The 16,365-nt window shown below is 37.5% G+C and carries 13 protein-coding genes and 1 riboswitch; of the genes, 11 read left to right on the top strand and 2 right to left on the bottom strand.

Annotation, left to right across the window (positions count from 1 at the left end; all coding sequences use genetic code 11):
• Nucleotides 1–356 precede the first annotated feature (356 nt).
• The 3 genes from B371_RS0108775 (at nucleotide 357) to B371_RS0108765 (ending at nucleotide 3,401) form a co-directional block, all read left to right on the top strand.
• Nucleotides 357–638, top strand: coding sequence for a hypothetical protein (locus tag B371_RS0108775; protein ID WP_019413939.1), 282 nt, complete (start codon nucleotides 357–359; stop codon nucleotides 636–638).
• Nucleotides 639–911: 273 nt separating this feature from the next.
• The gene (locus B371_RS0108770; RefSeq protein WP_019413938.1) at nucleotides 912–1,814 is read left to right on the top strand and encodes a cation diffusion facilitator family transporter; all 903 of its coding nucleotides are present in this window, start codon (nucleotides 912–914) and stop codon (nucleotides 1,812–1,814) included.
• Nucleotides 1,815–1,898: 84 nt separating this feature from the next.
• Nucleotides 1,899–3,401 (top strand): carboxypeptidase M32, encoded by a 1,503-nt coding sequence (locus tag B371_RS0108765; protein ID WP_019413937.1) that lies wholly within the window; start codon nucleotides 1,899–1,901, stop codon nucleotides 3,399–3,401.
• 160 nt (nucleotides 3,402–3,561) lie between these two features.
• Here B371_RS0108765 and B371_RS0108760 read toward each other — a convergent pair whose 3' ends face one another.
• Entirely contained in the window at nucleotides 3,562–4,326 is a 765-nt protein-coding gene (locus B371_RS0108760; RefSeq protein ID WP_019413936.1) for a 2-keto-4-pentenoate hydratase, read from the bottom strand.
• Between the two features lie 935 nt (nucleotides 4,327–5,261).
• Nucleotides 5,262–5,363: riboswitch (SAM riboswitch) on the top strand.
• 146 nt (nucleotides 5,364–5,509) lie between these two features.
• Between B371_RS0108760 and B371_RS22885 the strand changes: the two genes are divergently transcribed.
• The 6 genes from B371_RS22885 to B371_RS22880 all read left to right on the top strand — a co-directional run bounded on the left by B371_RS22885 (nucleotide 5,510) and on the right by B371_RS22880 (nucleotide 10,411).
• Entirely contained in the window at nucleotides 5,510–5,683 is a 174-nt protein-coding gene (locus B371_RS22885) for a YezD family protein (protein ID WP_019413935.1), read from the top strand.
• Nucleotides 5,684–5,796: 113 nt separating this feature from the next.
• The gene (locus tag B371_RS0108750) at nucleotides 5,797–6,822 is read left to right on the top strand and encodes a methionine ABC transporter ATP-binding protein (RefSeq protein WP_019413934.1); all 1,026 of its coding nucleotides are present in this window, start codon (nucleotides 5,797–5,799) and stop codon (nucleotides 6,820–6,822) included.
• Nucleotides 6,812–7,474: a methionine ABC transporter permease gene (locus B371_RS0108745; protein WP_019413933.1), complete on the top strand. Its 663-nt coding sequence runs from the start codon at nucleotides 6,812–6,814 to the stop codon at nucleotides 7,472–7,474. Before B371_RS0108750 ends, B371_RS0108745 begins: the two co-directional genes overlap by 11 nt.
• A gap of 31 nt (nucleotides 7,475–7,505) precedes the next feature.
• A complete protein-coding gene (locus tag B371_RS0108740) occupies nucleotides 7,506–8,384 on the top strand; it encodes a MetQ/NlpA family ABC transporter substrate-binding protein (protein WP_019413932.1) in 879 nt (292 codons plus the stop codon).
• Between the two features lie 52 nt (nucleotides 8,385–8,436).
• Nucleotides 8,437–9,825 (top strand): LLM class flavin-dependent oxidoreductase, encoded by a 1,389-nt coding sequence (locus B371_RS0108735; protein WP_019413931.1) that lies wholly within the window; start codon nucleotides 8,437–8,439, stop codon nucleotides 9,823–9,825.
• A gap of 178 nt (nucleotides 9,826–10,003) precedes the next feature.
• A complete protein-coding gene (locus B371_RS22880; protein ID WP_237721519.1) occupies nucleotides 10,004–10,411 on the top strand; it encodes an aldo/keto reductase in 408 nt (135 codons plus the stop codon).
• Between the two features lie 312 nt (nucleotides 10,412–10,723).
• Here the strand turns inward: B371_RS22880 and B371_RS0108720 are convergent, their stop codons facing one another.
• Complete coding sequence (locus B371_RS0108720) at nucleotides 10,724–13,090, bottom strand: M14 family zinc carboxypeptidase (RefSeq protein WP_019413928.1); 2,367 nt, start codon at nucleotides 13,088–13,090, stop codon at nucleotides 10,724–10,726.
• Between the two features lie 483 nt (nucleotides 13,091–13,573).
• On the opposite strand from B371_RS0108720, the gene B371_RS0108715 reads away from it, so the two are divergent.
• Complete coding sequence (locus tag B371_RS0108715) at nucleotides 13,574–13,933, top strand: VOC family protein (protein ID WP_026023006.1); 360 nt, start codon at nucleotides 13,574–13,576, stop codon at nucleotides 13,931–13,933.
• Nucleotides 13,934–14,100: 167 nt separating this feature from the next.
• A partial coding sequence (locus tag B371_RS0108710) for a type I restriction endonuclease subunit R (RefSeq protein WP_019413926.1) occupies nucleotides 14,101–16,365 on the top strand: 2,265 nt, incomplete at its 3' end.

Genomic DNA, 16,365 nt, shown 5'->3' with positions numbered 1-16,365 from the left:
TGATGGATAAATTCACACTAGTTGATTGAAGCGCAGGTGGCGACTTCTGCGGGAAAAGCATGAGCTGAAGGCCCCGCAGGAACGCAGTGACGAGGAGACTGAAGCCATGCCCGCGAAAAGCGTCCACCGTAGCGGAAATAAACGGGTTTCTATGGTTTCCCTTCTTAAAAGGACCGGGCGCACTAACCGGGTTTTTCTTATCCTTACTATTGAACAAAAATTGTTCATATATCCTTATTTACTTCGCACAACTTTGGATAAAGCACTACATTTTTGTTAGTATGAGTTAGATGAGTTCACTAGTAAAAATAAAAAGAAAATCACATATTCAAAAATACTAAATAGGAGCGATCCGATTGGTAAGCAAAATCTATTTATTTTCATATAAATGTGCTGCAAATAAAGAGTGGACAGAACAATGTATACATAATAAAAAATCAATGCTTTATGATATCAAACCTATCCATGATTCATTATTTTTAATAAAAACAACTGATGATATTCAGATGATGGAAAATTTCTTGACGGAGTGTTTCGACAAGAAGGATAGCTACTTTTTAGTCGATATAACGGACCAATTGAACCGTAAAAGAAATATAGAAAGCAATAATTTATATGAGTGGTTGGAAAGTATTTAGTGTACTCAATAGAACTACTAAATTCTGAAAATGCCACCTTAATAAACTAAAGTTTTTTGCAAACGACAGTAAAAAAATTTGTTACCTAAGCATTTTAAGCATCTTGCTATATGATTATATACGTGATATTATTTTTAGACGTCTGAATTTATGAGTGATTGATATGATTGAACTTACATTTAACAGTAAATATACACAACAAAAACCCTTGACTGAAACCAGTCAAGGGTTTTTGTTGTGTAAGGGAAAGACTTTTTGTGGAGGAACTAATTTATGTCTAAGAGTAACAATTCTAATGCTTCAATTATAGCGATCTGGATTAGCTTAATAAGTAATGTTGTACTAACTATCGTTAAAATTAGCGTTGGTTTTTTAGTGAAGAGTCCAGTTTTACTTGCAGATGGTTTTAATAATGCTGGGGACGTTATCGCATCAGCTGCGGCTTTAATATCAATGCGTATTTCTAAGCGTCCAGCTGATGAAGACCATCCTTATGGACATGGTAAAGCGGAAGTAATAAGCTCTGCAATTATTTCAATAATTTTAGGAATAGCAGCGATATATATTGCTTATGAAGCTATTTCTGCATTCTTTGAGGAACCAGCCAAAGGAAGTTTTCTGGCTTTACTAACTGCTTTCGTTTCTCTGATTTGGAAACAGGCCTTATATATGTATACGATTCGAATTGGTAAAATGACTAATAGTAAAGGCTTAATTGCAACTGCGTATGACCATCTCGCTGATGTTTATGCCTCTATAGCTGCTGTTTTAGGGATTGGCTTATCTTTGATTGGTGATATTTATGGTATTCATATCCTATCTTATGGAGATCCACTTGCAGGTCTTATTGTATCAATTTTTGTTTTCAAACTTGCTTATAAAATTGGCAAAGAATCTTTAGACATACTAATGGAAAAAACTGTTGCTCAAGAAATACTAAATGACTTTGGCATCTTAATAAAAACAATTCCAGAGGTAAAACGTATTGATCGTCTACGTGCTAGGGAACACGGCCACTACGTATTGGTCGATATTCGAGTGAGTGTCCCAGGGGAGTTAACAGTTCAAGAGGGACATGATATTTCACGTAAAATAAAGAAAATTATACTCGATAATCATTTAGATGTTGATGAAGTTCTTATTCACCTAAACCCTTGGTATGAAAATGATTTATAAATTCTAACGAATACTTGTTGTACAAATTGAAACACTTTCCGTTACTATGGTAAACTGATGTGTGAAACTGAGGAGGATGAAAATATGGATATGAATGAGAAATTTTTAAATTATGTGAAAGAAATTCAATCGTATTCTGAGGCAATTGGCCTTATGTATTGGGATTTACGTACAGGAGCCCCGAAAAAAGGGGTCGACCAGCGTTCTCAAGTAATTGGTACATTGTCATCCAAAGTATTTAGTATGCAAACTTCAGATGAACTGGCAGAAATGTTAGAAGTGCTATCAAAAGACTTAGATTCACTCGATCCAATTACAAAACGCACATTTGAAGAAGTGAAAAAAGACTATGACATGAATAAAAAAATTCCTGCAGAAGAGTATAAAGCTTACGTAATTTTGACCTCTAAAGCAGAATCAGTTTGGGAACAAGCAAAAGAAAAATCCGACTTCGCCATGTTTATGCCGTATTTGAAAGAAATTGTTGAAACGAATAAAAGATTTGTTACATACTGGGGTGTTAAGAACAATAATCCCTACAATACACTACTAAATGAATATGAGCCGGGAATCACAACAGAGATTTTAGACGACGTTTTCGGTAAATTACGAAATAAAATTGTTCCTTTAGCTAAAAAAATAGCAGAGTCAGCAAATCAACCTGAAACAGCTTTCTTGTTTAAGGAATTTCCGAAAGAAAAACAAAAAGGATTTAGTTTAGATATATTAAAACAACTTGGCTATGACTTTGATGCTGGCCGTCTAGACGAGACAGTACATCCTTTCGCAACTGGCTTAAACCGTGGGGATGTTCGTATAACCACGAAATATGATGAACATGATTTTCGAACGGCGGTTTTCGGTACCATACATGAATGTGGTCATGCTTTATATGAACAAAACATTTCAGCTGATTTAGAAGGCTTACCACTATCAACTGGTACTTCAATGGGAATACATGAATCACAGTCGTTATTTTATGAAAATTTCGTTGGACGTAATGAAAAGTTTTGGGAACACAACTATGAGACTCTTCAAGCATACTCACCTGCACAATTTGGTCATGTCTCAATAGAGGAATTCTTATTGGCGATCAATGAATCTAAGTCTTCTCTCATTAGGATTGAAGCTGATGAATTAACGTATCCCTTACATATCATGATTCGTTATGAAATTGAAAAAGGGTTGTTTAATGGAGAAATGAAAGTAGAAGATCTTCCTCAAATTTGGAATGATAAATATGAAGAATATTTAGGTATCCGTCCTTCAAATGATGCAGAAGGAATTTTACAAGATGTTCACTGGTCAGGTGGGGCATTTGGGTATTTCCCATCATACGCTCTAGGATTCTTATATGCGTCTCAATTAAAAGCTGCTATGTTAAAGGATCTTCCAAACTTTGACGAGTTATGTGCAACTGGAGAATTAGAACCGATTAAAAATTGGTTAACAGATAAGGTTCACCGTCACGGGAGCATGAAGAAACCATTAGAAATTCTTCTAGATGCTACTGGCGAAGGGTTAAATGCAACATATTTAGTGTCATATTTAGAAGAGAAGTATGGCCGCATTTATCAATTGGATTAATCTAATTCTAAGTATTGGCTACGAATACCAGAAGTACCAAATAATTAGATAACAAAAAGAACCGTATGAGCCTAGGCCACACGGTTCTTTTTTTTCGACAATTCTACGTGTTAGGATGGTATATGCTTCGCTGAAACCAATCCTATTTCGGTTGTCGAGCTTATACCACGTTTAAGCTAACTACACCTAAACCTTTAAATCGCGCTTCATATTTTCCCTTTTGTAGAACTTTTGGCAAAATGAATGTACCAGAGGATATGATCATTCCTTTTTCGATTGTACGTCCACTTTTTGCAAGTTCATCAATCAACCATTTTATCGCATGGATAGGATTTCCTAGCACTTCAGATGACTTTCCAAGAGCTATTGTTTTACCATCTAATTGCAATTCAGCGTTTATATTTCCTAATTGTTCGATTGTTAAGTCATGTACATAATTACCGACAATAACATTGCCTGCAAGGGCACTATCTGCAATAACTTGTCCCACACTGAGGTTTGGGAACCAGTTTGTAAAGCGTGAATCTGGAACTTCAATACTAGGAGCAAAACTTGTTTTTCGAAGGATAGATTGCTCATCGTCTTCAGTTGATAAACTCTCATTCGCTAGAAACATACATTCGATTTCAATTAAAGGAGAATGCATTTTATTTAATTCTATCTTTCCATCAGAAAGACTTGTTTGTGTTAATGCCCCATAAAGAGGTGTTGTCGAATTAAATAATACCTGTGTTTTTTCACTCGTTAAACTTATTTTATAGCCAATTAACTCGTCCTTATTGATGGCGAACTTTTTGTCCGTAACTAAATGCTGAATTTCATAAGCGTCAGATTTACCTATGTCGACAGGAATACTTTCTTTAGAGATAGGCTGTTTGAGATCAAATGCATTATATAATGTTTCAACCAGGCTTGTATTACTCATTAATGGACCACCACTTTCTTAGTTATTGATGTTAGTATTAATACTATCATAAATAATTAATTAAATTAGAATAGTTAGACTACTAATAAGGATGTTTTTTAGAAGATTGTAGGATTCTGATAAATGTGCAACCTACGTTAAATTTCTAGTGAATTCTGTTAAAAATTCGCAAATGACCATAAAAGAAATAATTTTTCCACACTAAACATTTTGATTATATGCTACCCCTATGTTGTTATAAAGGCATACCAACACAAACCTTGAGACAGTCGTATAATTTTTTAGATAGAAATTTTCAGAGGATTAAAATTAATAATTTACCCAAAAAAGAATTTTTAATAAAGGCTGAAACAGTTTGTGAAAAAGACGGTTCAAATTTAATTAGATGACTTTTTTAACCTGAGTAGTACAGAATTTAGCGAAACAAGGGTTTTCCAAGGCGAACGGAAAATATCTCCTACCGCGTTTATCAAATTTGCTCGGACGCTGTTACAGAATGGTTTTATGATGATGGATCATGAATACGTTTAGAGGGTATGACTTTCCTCTATTGATGGATCTGTCATAGAACTGAAGGAATATGTTTGAAATCAAGAAAAAGAACGTATATTTGTTTTGGTGCAAGAGTAATTGAGTAGGTAGTTCAAAGGTGGTTAGCTCACTCCCGTACAAAATATCGGAGGGAAGACTATATTCGCTAAGTCTTGCGGCGCCTGGACCAATTAAAATTTTAAATGAATGAAGAACAAGAAAGAAATGATATGAGTTCTATGCTACTTAAAGTTTATCCAGATACTTGCAGTGTCTAAGTATGACTCTAGCACTTTGCATTTTTCCTGTACGTTTAAAAAAGAATTAATAAAAAATTTAAAATAATGATTGACAGTTTAATAAAATGCATGTAAATTGTTAATTACAACTTAATCAACGATACATTCTTATCAAGAGAGGTGGAGGGACTGGCCCTTTGAAGCCTCGGCAACAGACTCATGGAGTACTGTGCCAAATCCATCAAGCTTACGCTTGAAAGATAAGAAGAGAAAATGACATGTGTTCATAACCCTCTTCTTTTAGAAGAGGGTTTTTTATTTGGCCAAAAGAATAACTGGGTAGCTAATTGGATAACCAAAAGCCTCCTGACGAAGTTGTGATGTTGAATAATCAAGTAGAAGGGAGAAGTTGTATGGGAAAAATAGAAGCTTCCCAAATAGAGCATATCGTATCGACAATAGAAAAATTACAGTACGGATCGGTAGTGATCAACGTACATAACGGAGAAATAATGCAGATTGATGCGACGGAGAAAAGAAGATTTACTCCATCTAAACGTCCAGCTTCTCCGAGTGAGAATAAGTAAGGAAATAACAAAAATTAAATAGCCATGCCGATTAGACAACTAAAGGCATCTTTATTCTGAATGAAACAGAATAAAGATGTCTTTTTGCTTACAAAGAAAAGGGGTGAGGAATAGTGATTAAGTTTGAAGGAGTCAGCAAGGTTTTTGGAACAGAAGGTAAGGCAGTTCAGGCAGTGAAAAATGTTACGTTAACGGTAAATAAAGGAGAGGTTTTTGGCATTGTCGGTTTTAGCGGGGCGGGAAAAAGCACATTGATACGATTGGTAAATCTACTTGAACGTCCTACCTCCGGGAAGGTAACGGTTAACAATTTAGAGATTTCTACCATTTCTCCAACCGAGCTAAGAAAGCTACGAAGAGGAATCGGAATGATTTTTCAATCCTTTAATTTATTTAATTCCCGTACCGTATTTGGAAACATAGCTTATCCATTAAAACTGGCAAAAACGAATAAACAGGAAATCAAACGCCGTGTGAAAGAATTACTGCAATTCGTGGGACTCGAGGATAAAGAAGATAATTATCCTGAACAACTTTCAGGAGGACAAAGGCAGCGAGTGGGAATCGCAAGAGCGTTGGCTACGTCTCCGGATATTTTAATATGCGATGAGGCTACATCCGCATTGGATCCGGAAACAACAGGTGAAATATTAAATTTGCTAAAAAAAATCAATAAAGAATACAATATTACTATTTTGCTCATTACACATGAAATGCACGTCATTAGAACCATCTGTGACAGGATGGCCGTAATGGAGAATGGAGAGGTCATTGAGGAAGGAAATGTTTATGATATTTTTTCCGACCCACAGTCTAAAACAACAAAAAACTTTATTAGCTCGGTGCTGAATGATAAGTTATCTCCTCGGCTTCTGAAAAAATTGCACGAAAATCCGACTGTCCGGCTTTATCGAGTCATCTTTACCGGAGAGGCTTCAAGCAAACCTATTTTATCCCAGGTTACAAGAAAACATCAAATTGATTTCAATATAATCTACGGCAGTATTAACGAGTTGCAGGAGCAGCTGTTTGGGAGTCTGGTCGTAGAATTCTATGGTGGAAAGAGTGAAGTAGATAAAGTGGTTGAGGAGCTTAGTAAAATAGTTGAGGTAAGAGAGGTGGTTCATCATGGGAGTTGACTGGAATACATTTTGGCCAAGGATTGTAGAGGCTACTGGAGAAACGATCTTGATGGTTATTCTTACACTCGTATTTTCTAGTATCCTTGGCATTTTGATGGGTCTGCTCTTTTTCGTGACACGCGAAGGTAATATCCTGCAAAATAAATATGTTTTTAATATCCTAAACTTGATTGTAAATATAGTCCGTCCGATTCCTTTTATCATTTTACTTGTTGCTATAACCCCAATCACGAGAGAAATAGTAGGGACCACTATCGGCACAATGGCAGCTGTTTTTCCAATGACGATTGCTGCATCTTTTGCAATAGCACGAATCGTTGAGAACAATTTGATATCTGTTGAACCCGGAATCATCGAAGCAGCACAGGCAATGGGAGCAAGGCCGATACAAATCATCTTCGGTGTCTTAATTCCGGAAGCACTAGGCCCGCTTATCCTGGGCTTAACATTTATAACAGTCGGCTTGATTGATTTTTCTGCAATGGCAGGAACAGTTGGTGGAGGTGGATTAGGAGACCTTGCGATGTCGTATGGTTACCAGAGATTTGATACTTCTGTGATGGTCGTCACCGTCGTCATCTTAATACTTCTTGTCCAAATTGCACAATTCACAGGAAACTTTTTATCAAAAGCCGTTTTAAGACGGTAAAACAAAAACTTATCTCAAAGGAGCAATACAAATGAAAAAAACAGTCTTTTCACTATTCACGATTATTCTTGGATTAACCTTTCTTACCGCTTGCAGTAGTACATCAGGAGAAGAACTTGAAACAGTGACAATAGGAGTAACGGGTTCGGATGGCCCTGTATGGGAACTAATAAAAGCAAAAGCGAAAACAGAAAATATCAACATCGAATTGGTTGAGTTTTCAGATTATATACAACCAAATAAAGCATTGGTTAATAAAGAGATTGATATGAACAATTTTCAGCATTTGGCTTTTTTAGCTCCGTTCATGGTTGAAAACAATGTTTCTGGGATAATTCCTATTGGATCTACTTCCACTAATCCGACTGGGCTGTATTCTGAAAAATATAAAAACATTTCCGAACTTCCGAAGGGGTCACTCATCGGTGTCTCTAATGATCCGGCGAACCTAGGACGTGGACTAAAACTATTAGAAGCGGTAGGTTTAATAGTTTTAGATGAATCTGCTGGAATCTACGGGACACCAGATGACATAATTAGCAACCCGAAAGAATTGAAATTTAATATGATGGTATCTCAGCAAACAGCGCGTGTATTGCCTGATGTTGCAGCTTCTCTAATCAATGGAGGTATTGCAGGGATGGCTGGATTGACGATTGAGGATGCACTCGTCTATGATGATCCTCATAGTGAGGCGGCTCGGCCATATATCGGTGTATTTGCCATACGAACAGAGGATAAAGATAACGAAACGTTTAAAAAGATTACCAAACTGTACCATGAGAACGATGTTTACGAAGCAGTGAAAGAAGATTCAAATGGAGTGACAATATCAGTGGATGTGTCCGCAGGAGATCTAAAGAAAACACTTGATCAGCTGATAGAAAATATAAAATCCAAATCAAATTAACCCTAAGAAATAAGCAGAATAAAGGTTTTTAAAATAGAAAGGAAGTAAACAAATGGCAAAACAAATTCGCTTAAATGCGTTTGATATGACAAGCGCGATGCATAATTCCCACGGTCTCTGGAAACATCCGAGCAGCAAAAGGCATATTCAGTATAAAGATTTGGATTACTGGGTTGAACTGGCAAAGCTTTTAGAAAGAGGAAAATTCGATGCAGTATTCTTTGCCGATGTACTTGGTATTTATGATGTCTATCAGGACAGTAAGACTCCCGCAATCCGGGACGGGTTGCAGGTACCTTTAATTGACCCTGCCTTTGTCGTGCCTACAATGGCTGCAGTGACGGAGCATTTATCGTTTGCCGTTACTGTGAGTACGACATACGAGCAGCCTTTTGCACACGCCCGGAAATTTTCTACCTTAGACCATTTAACAAAAGGAAGGATTGCTTGGAACGTCGTTACCTCTTACCTGCCAAATGCAGCACGTAATTTCGGTTTGCAGGAAATGATTAAACATGATGAACGTTACCAGCTAGCAGACGAATTTTTGGATGTGTCGTACAAATTGTGGGAAGGTAGCTGGGAGGATGGAGCTGTTAAAGTGGATTCTGTTGAAGAAGAACTTGTAGATCCATCAAAAGTCCATGAAATAAACCATAATGGCCACTATTTCCAAGTAGAGGGACCTCATTTAAGTGAACCATCTCTGCAGCGGACACCGGTTATCTACCAAGCAGGAACTTCTGAACGGGGGAGAGAGTTTGCAGCAAAACATGCAGAGTGTGTATTTATAGGAGGGGAGACTCCAGAGAAAATAAAGTTCTATATCGAGGATATCCGCAGCCGGGCTAAGAATCATGGTCGCAATCCTAATAATATCAAGGCCTTTACCTTCCTTAATGTTGTTGTCGCTAAAACAACTCAAGAAGCAGAAGAAAAATTTAAAGAGATAGCCCAATATTGGAGTCCTGAAGCGGCCAAGGCCCAGTTTGGCGGTTCGAGCGGTTATGATTTATCCCAATACAAAGATTTGGATAGCCCTTTTGAATATAAGCACACGGAGCATGGTCAATCGAGAGCAGCATCCCTAACCAAGGATGCACCTAAAAAGTTGACGGTACGGGAAGTACTTGGTCGGTTCGAGACTTTGAATCGGGATAACATCCTGGTGGGGAATCCGATTGAAGTAGCAGACGCAATCCAATTCCAATTCGAAGAATCAGGTGTTGATGGTTTCAATCTAGCGCATCTTGTCACCCCTGAAAGCTTGGAGGACTTTGTAAATTTAGTAATCCCCGAACTGCAAAAACGCGGTGTTTTCAAGAAAGAATACGAACAAGGAACGTTCAGGGAGAAGTTATTTGAAAACAGCACAGGACTGCTGACAGAAGATCACCCGGGGAGTAGACACAGAAAAAAGACAGCCATTGGAGTGAAGTAATAACTGGGGGGATACAAGTGGAATACAAGACTGTGGGGAAAACTGGAATTTAAGTCTCATCTCTTTGTTTTGGTACAATGTCCTTTGGAGGAATTGCGGATGAAAATACATCAAAAGCGATGGAGGCAGAGCAGAAGAAATATTAGGAAAGTGTATATCCGACTGCAGAGACGAGGTAGTGATAACTTTAAAAACTGGATTGCCGATGGGCAGCGGAATTCATGAAAAAGGCTCATCAAGAAGGCATCTCTTCTTCGCAGTTGAGAAGAGTTTAAACAGGTTGAAAACAGATAGGATTGTCTTTTACTTTATCCACCGTTTTGATGAAAGTACGGATATTGAAGAAACAGTAAGAGCGCTAGATGATTTGCAAAGAAAGGGAAAAATTTTGTATCCAGCCGTAAGTAATTGGGCTGCTTGGCAGATTGCGAAAGCGTTAGGAATATCAGAAAGAAAGAGTCTTGCAGGCTTCAAATTGATTCAGCCAATGTATAATTTGGTTAAACTCCAAGCCAATCTGCAGACGAAAATACAGAGGGTTTTGCGTTATTACAATAACAATTGTAAGGATTTGGGTGATAATTAGATGGCAGAATAGATAGGAATTTATTCAAAGACCTTGATACAGCAACAAAAAATGCACCGTAACTTGAAATACAAGTTACGGTGCATTTTACTGTATATTTTCAATACCTGCGATAAGAAACGTAACCCCTTACTTTTTCTTTACCTTTTTTTATCGAAAGTAGCTGTCGGATGCCAACTATTTCAATGGGTTGTGAGCTAATCCCACAATCCCAAACTGGGTCAGCCCTAATGATCTTAAAATTGAATTTCTAAGTCTATTTCAATTTTAGTGTGATACAAAACTGAAAGGTTTAAAAACATCTGGTCAGTCTTATTTTGTATAAAGTGCATTTGAAACCAAGCGGTACAAGTAGTCCGTATGGTCACGGAATGTGGTTTCGAGTCCAATTAATGTTACATCTTGGTCGTTTTCACGAATCAGGACAGGTTGGCTTTCTGCCACTTCGTTTCCTTTCCAATGCCCAGCGACGAAGAAGTCTCCATCATCGAAGGTTGCGTGGACTTCATTTTCTTCTACGTTGCTGTACCATGTTGGTCGGTAAACAAAGCCTACATCGTCTGTACCATACCCTGCTGTTAGACCACTACCAGCATAATCAACACTGACGATACCATTGCTATTATAACCGCCGCTATTTATGGTAGCATCCGTCAAACCAAGTGTTTTTGTTGCATGTGATGCTCCTGCACCAGCTGCAATATATTTACCGCCTGCTTCTACAAAGCTTGCTACATTTTCTTTGAATGTTGTGAACTGGTCACTGTTTTGGAAACCGAATTCAAGACTTGCTGGACTTAGACTTGTTGAAATTAGACTGGAAGTTCCACTATAGATAAATGCATCAAAAGAATCTAGCCCTTCTTCAGCCACTTCTACAGGTGTCACTTCTGTTACATTAAAGCCTAGACGTTCTAGAGCCAAATTCATGCCCGCATGAGTTTGTTGTTTCCCCATCCCGCCATCTCTTAGAAGAGCAACTTTCAATGTGGAAAGCGGTTCAACCTCAGTCGGTACTACTCCGCTCTTTACCTGAAGACCTGATGCTTTAACGGCAGAAGAGATAGTGTTTGCCTCTGCATCTATATAAAAGTCTCCATTGCTTCCACGTTCAACAGAAACTCCTTGCTGAAGTAAAGTGTTGATCAGCTCGATTGCTTTAACAGAAGAGTTAGGGATGATAAATGGTCCTTTTCCAAATATAGATCCCTGACCCTTCACTTCATTTACCTTAGCGGCAGTGACATCAACTTTACTCGACACTGCATGTGCCTCAAAGCCCCATAACTGTGGCAAACTCCAAGCTGAAATGTCATACATGGATGGTGTGTCATTTGTGATATCTTCACCTTCCCATAACATCGTATTCGCAAGGCCTGCTTTCGCTTGGTCCATGTGGACGATATAAGAACCTTTGTCATACGTGACACCTTCTACTGTAAATTCCTTCGAAGCACGTACAACATCAATATCATTTTTAATTAAATGATTAACCGCTTTTTCCGTAACTGTTGAATCCTCTTCATTGACAGGAAGTACATATGCCTCAGGGAAGAAACCATCAGCATGGAAAGGATGATCAAAATCGATTCCACGTTTGAAGATTTCAATCTGATCCGCAATCATTTCCTGTTTATTATCCGTAGAATATTGAAGTGCACCCATAATGGCATCATACATCCACTTAACACCATCTTCATCATTGGTCGGAGCTTCAAGTGTGTGACCGTATGCACCATGGTACATTGCATACATCGGGGTGAAAATCGGTGGATAATCGTCCCAACCAGCTGAATCATCACGTTGTGGAATATAGGTACCAGTCATGTCCTGATACAACTGTCCTTCATATTCACTTTGATTTTTCATGATTTCGCCTTCCATTGCTTCCGCTGCTCCATACGCCCATTTATTATATAGGTCATACTCATAATTTGGATTGTGCGGGGGAGTACAAGGTTCAATTAATCCCTGTTTGTTTACTGCAAAGTTTTTCACATATCCATGAGTATCGAGAAAGACCATAGGATTCCATTCTGTTATCAAATCCACGGTCTGTTGAGTTTCTGGTTGTGATTGGGTAATAAAATCTCGATTTAAATCAATTCCTTCTCCATTGAAGCGCGTTGCATCAACACGTCCATCAGGATTAGCAACTACATTAAAAATGAGAATATTATTTTCAAGAATGGTAGTTGTTGTTTCATCGTTCTGCGTTGCGAAACGCTCAATTAACTGAAGTACTGCATCACTTCCAACAAACTCTGTTCCATGAATCGAACCGTTGATCATAATCGGTACTTTAAAGTCCGAATTATTTTCAACCCAATCCTGTGCATTTCCAGGGTTTTTGAACATCTGTTTTCTTAATGCTTGATTCTTACCGAACTTTCCACCTAACTTGGGATCAGCTATCGTCACAACATACAATGGGTGCCCATCAGCTGACGTACCAGTCACCTCGACTTTGACACGGTTGGAAGACTTGGCAATCTCCTGAAGCTTAGGAGAGATGGCGGAGAACTTTGTGAAATCATAATTTTCGCTGTTGAATTTACTACCTTCCTGTTCTTCAAGTGCATTTACATATGTGACTTTTGGTGATTCAGCAACCACTGAAGACCATGGGGCAGAAGCTATTAAACTAGCTGCCAATAAACCGCTTACCACTTTTCTCATTACACATTCCTCCAATTTTATTTAATGTAAAATTCTAACTATTACTAATATTAATAGAAAATGAATAGAACTTCTATCAACCAATGGAACCAATGTTAAATTGATCTTTAGGTCAGAATGGATGGTAGCAATTGATGATAGAATAAGTTTTTTCTTGAAATGGTAAAATATTCACACACTATAAGCAAATGGAATTAAATACTAGATAGTTCTAGTGACCTAAAGATTCTTTAAAAACAAAACCAATCAGAGGAATTTAGCTTTTGGGTTACGAGGGAATAGACTCTTCTATTTATAAAAAAGGCGACCGAAGATGCAATTTCGGTCGCTACTTGTAGTTCTTACTATTAATAAAACAAAAAATCATAATGTGATGATGTGGTAAAATATTCTTAAAGTTATTTTACAGTGATCAAACTTAATAAGAAGACAAGTACTTTAGAAGAATATAGGTTCAAACGTTCTAGGAAGGTGATGGTTGTTATCTGGAAGAGAATTGAGTGTGTGGCTATTTACACAGAGAATATTGAAAATTCTGTGGAGTTTTATCAATCCCTAGGTTTAGAGAAAACGTGGGAAACATTCCAAGACGTAGAAAAACAGTGGAGATTGATTGGGATGAAATATCCTAATGGTGATGCTGAATTGGTACTAAAGAACAATCCAAATCTTAAGTTTGTCGAGACGGAAATTGTAGTTGAAGATGTTCGAGAAACATTTGAATCATTAAAGTTAAATCTTGAAGTCCAGTGGATTCGTACACCATTCCCGAATCCTCAAGGGGGATATGTAGCAGTCATGCAAGCTCCAGATGGAAATGTTTTTGTTTTAGTTGGGAAATAGATTGTTGAGATGGAAGTACGTTAATTTAATAGGTTTGTTGCTAAATAATTAGTCAATCTACATAAATTCGCATTTTAAATAAGAATGATAGTCAACAACTATTACAATATACTCTTTTGTGGTAAAATTATGGGAATACATATGCAGCCATTGAGGGGGTAAATTACGTGGCTTATCAATCCGAACAACAACTGGAAAATGAAATGATTTGTCAGCTCACTCAATTAGGCTATGAAAATGTTTCAATACCTTCTATTAAAGAGTTACAACAAAATTTTCGCAACCAAATTAACCGCATCAATAGAGAAAATCTAAATGGTACTCCATTAACAAATAAAGAATTTGAACGCTTGCTCTTGAAAATTGAAGGGAAAAGCGTTTTTGAATCTGCCAAAATCCTCCGTGATAAAGAAACGATCACACGCGATGACGATAGCACACTTTACTTGGTTCTATTTGATACACAAAATTACAAGAACAATCATCTTCAAGTAACGCATCAAACAACTGTAATAGGAAGATATACAAATCGCTATGATGTTACGCTACTCATTAACGGCTTGCCACTTGTGCAAATTGAGTTAAAACGTCGTGGACTTCATTTTGCAGAAAGCTTTAACCAAATCATGCGCTACCGTAAAGATTCGTATGGTGGTTTATTTAACTATCTACAACTTTTTGTTGTATCAAATGGTGTGGATACCAAGTACTTTGCAAACTCTGATCGCGAACCAATGAAGAGTCACATGTTCTTCTGGTCCGATGATTCAAATAAACGCATCACAGAGCTTAATGAGTTTACGGCGTCATTTTTCCAACCTGAATTGATACAAAACCTTATTAACAAATACATGATCATCAACGAAACGGACAAGCATTTAATGGTGATGCGTCCATATCAGATCTATGCAGTGGAGCGTATTTTAAAACAAGCTCTTCAGAAGGAAGAAAACGGTTATGTATGGCATACAACCGGGAGCGGTAAGACCCTTACTTCATTTAAAGCGAGTGAACTTCTATCTCAAGAAGAATCGATTAAAAAAGTGATTTTCCTCGTTGATCGCAAAGATCTTGATGCACAAACGATGCAGGAATTTAATAAATTTGAAAAAGGATCCGTAGACGCAACAGACAAAACAGATGTATTGGTGAAGCAACTACAAGATCCATTACGCAAACGAATCATCACAACCATTCAAAAGATGGCGAATGCTGTGAAGAATCCAAGATACGAAAGCATCATGAAACGCTACGAAAATGACAAAGTTGTATTTGTCATTGATGAATGTCATCGTTCACAGTTTGGAGAAATGAATCGGCTCATAAAAAAACACTTTAACCGAGCGCAATATATTGGGTTTACAGGAACACCGCGCTTTGTGGCAAATAAAAGCCAAGATGGCCGTACAACCTCAGATTTGTTTAACGATTGTCTTCATACATACCTTATAAAAGATGCCATCAATGACGGCAATGTATTGGGCTTTTCAGTTGAATATATTCGCACGATAAAAGGCAAAGAAGGCGTAGACGATGTTACAAAAGCGCCTGGTATTGATCAACAAGAACTATGGATGGCCGATTCTCGAATTAACATGATTGCCAAACATATTACGGACATACATGGGAATAAAACGAGCAGTAAAAAATACACAGCTATTCTTACTGCTGAAAGTATTCCAGCTGCCATTAAATATTACAATGCTTTCAAGACACTGGACACATCTCTGAAGATAACCTCCATTTTCACATATGGAACTAATGAAGAGAGTGTTGAAAATCAAGAGCATACTAGGCATTCTTTAGAGCGTATCATCACAGATTATAATGGGGAATTCGGCACGAACTTCTCAACAGATACGTTTTCACAATATTTTGCGGATGTCTCAAAGAAAGTGAAAACGTCACAAATAGATTTGCTAATTGTTGTCGATATGTTCCTAACTGGTTTCGATGCGAAAACACTCAGCACACTTTATGTCGATCGTAACTTCAAACACCATAACTTAATCCAAGCTTTTTCACGCACTAATCGAGTAGAAGGTCCAAAGAAAGTGTACGGCAATATCGTCTGTTATCGTAATTTAAAAGACGCTACAGACGAAGCAATTCGATTGTTCTCTCAAACTGGTGATACGGGCGTTGTATTAATGAAAGAATATAAGGAGTACCTAGCCGATTTTAAAGACCAGTTAGATGTAATGATAAACATTGCAGACTCGCCTCAAGCCGTTGATGATCTTGAAGGTGAAACAAAACAAAAAGAATTCATTATAGCTTTCCGTGATTTAACAAAAGTCCTAACAAAGCTTAAAACGTTTGTAGAATTTGAATTTAAAGAAGAAGACTTAGGAATTGATGAACAAACCTATGTAGACTATCGCAGTAAATATCTTCATTTATACGAAATTACAGGACTCAGGACAAAGCTC

The organism is Paenisporosarcina sp. TG20 (assembly GCF_000286315.1).
Classification (GTDB): Bacteria; Bacillota; Bacilli; order Bacillales_A; family Planococcaceae; genus Paenisporosarcina.
This window is presented reverse-complemented; position numbering and strand designations above follow the sequence as displayed.

Bases quoted from the DNA above. Each gene is read 5' to 3' on its own strand.
- B371_RS0108770 (WP_019413938.1), top strand. From the start codon at position 912: ATGTCTAAGAGTAACAATTCTAATGCTTCAATTATAGCGATCTGGATT.
- B371_RS0108745 (WP_019413933.1), top strand. From the start codon at position 6,812: ATGGGAGTTGACTGGAATACATTTTGGCCAAGGATTGTAGAGGCTACT.
- B371_RS0108720 (WP_019413928.1), bottom strand. From the start codon at position 13,090: ATGAGAAAAGTGGTAAGCGGTTTATTGGCAGCTAGTTTAATAGCTTCT.
- B371_RS0108740 (WP_019413932.1), top strand. From the start codon at position 7,506: ATGAAAAAAACAGTCTTTTCACTATTCACGATTATTCTTGGATTAACC.
- B371_RS0108760 (WP_019413936.1), bottom strand. From the start codon at position 4,326: ATGAGTAATACAAGCCTGGTTGAAACATTATATAATGCATTTGATCTC.
- B371_RS0108765 (WP_019413937.1), top strand. From the start codon at position 1,899: ATGGATATGAATGAGAAATTTTTAAATTATGTGAAAGAAATTCAATCG.
- B371_RS0108735 (WP_019413931.1), top strand. From the start codon at position 8,437: ATGGCAAAACAAATTCGCTTAAATGCGTTTGATATGACAAGCGCGATG.
- B371_RS22885 (WP_019413935.1), top strand. From the start codon at position 5,510: ATGGGAAAAATAGAAGCTTCCCAAATAGAGCATATCGTATCGACAATA.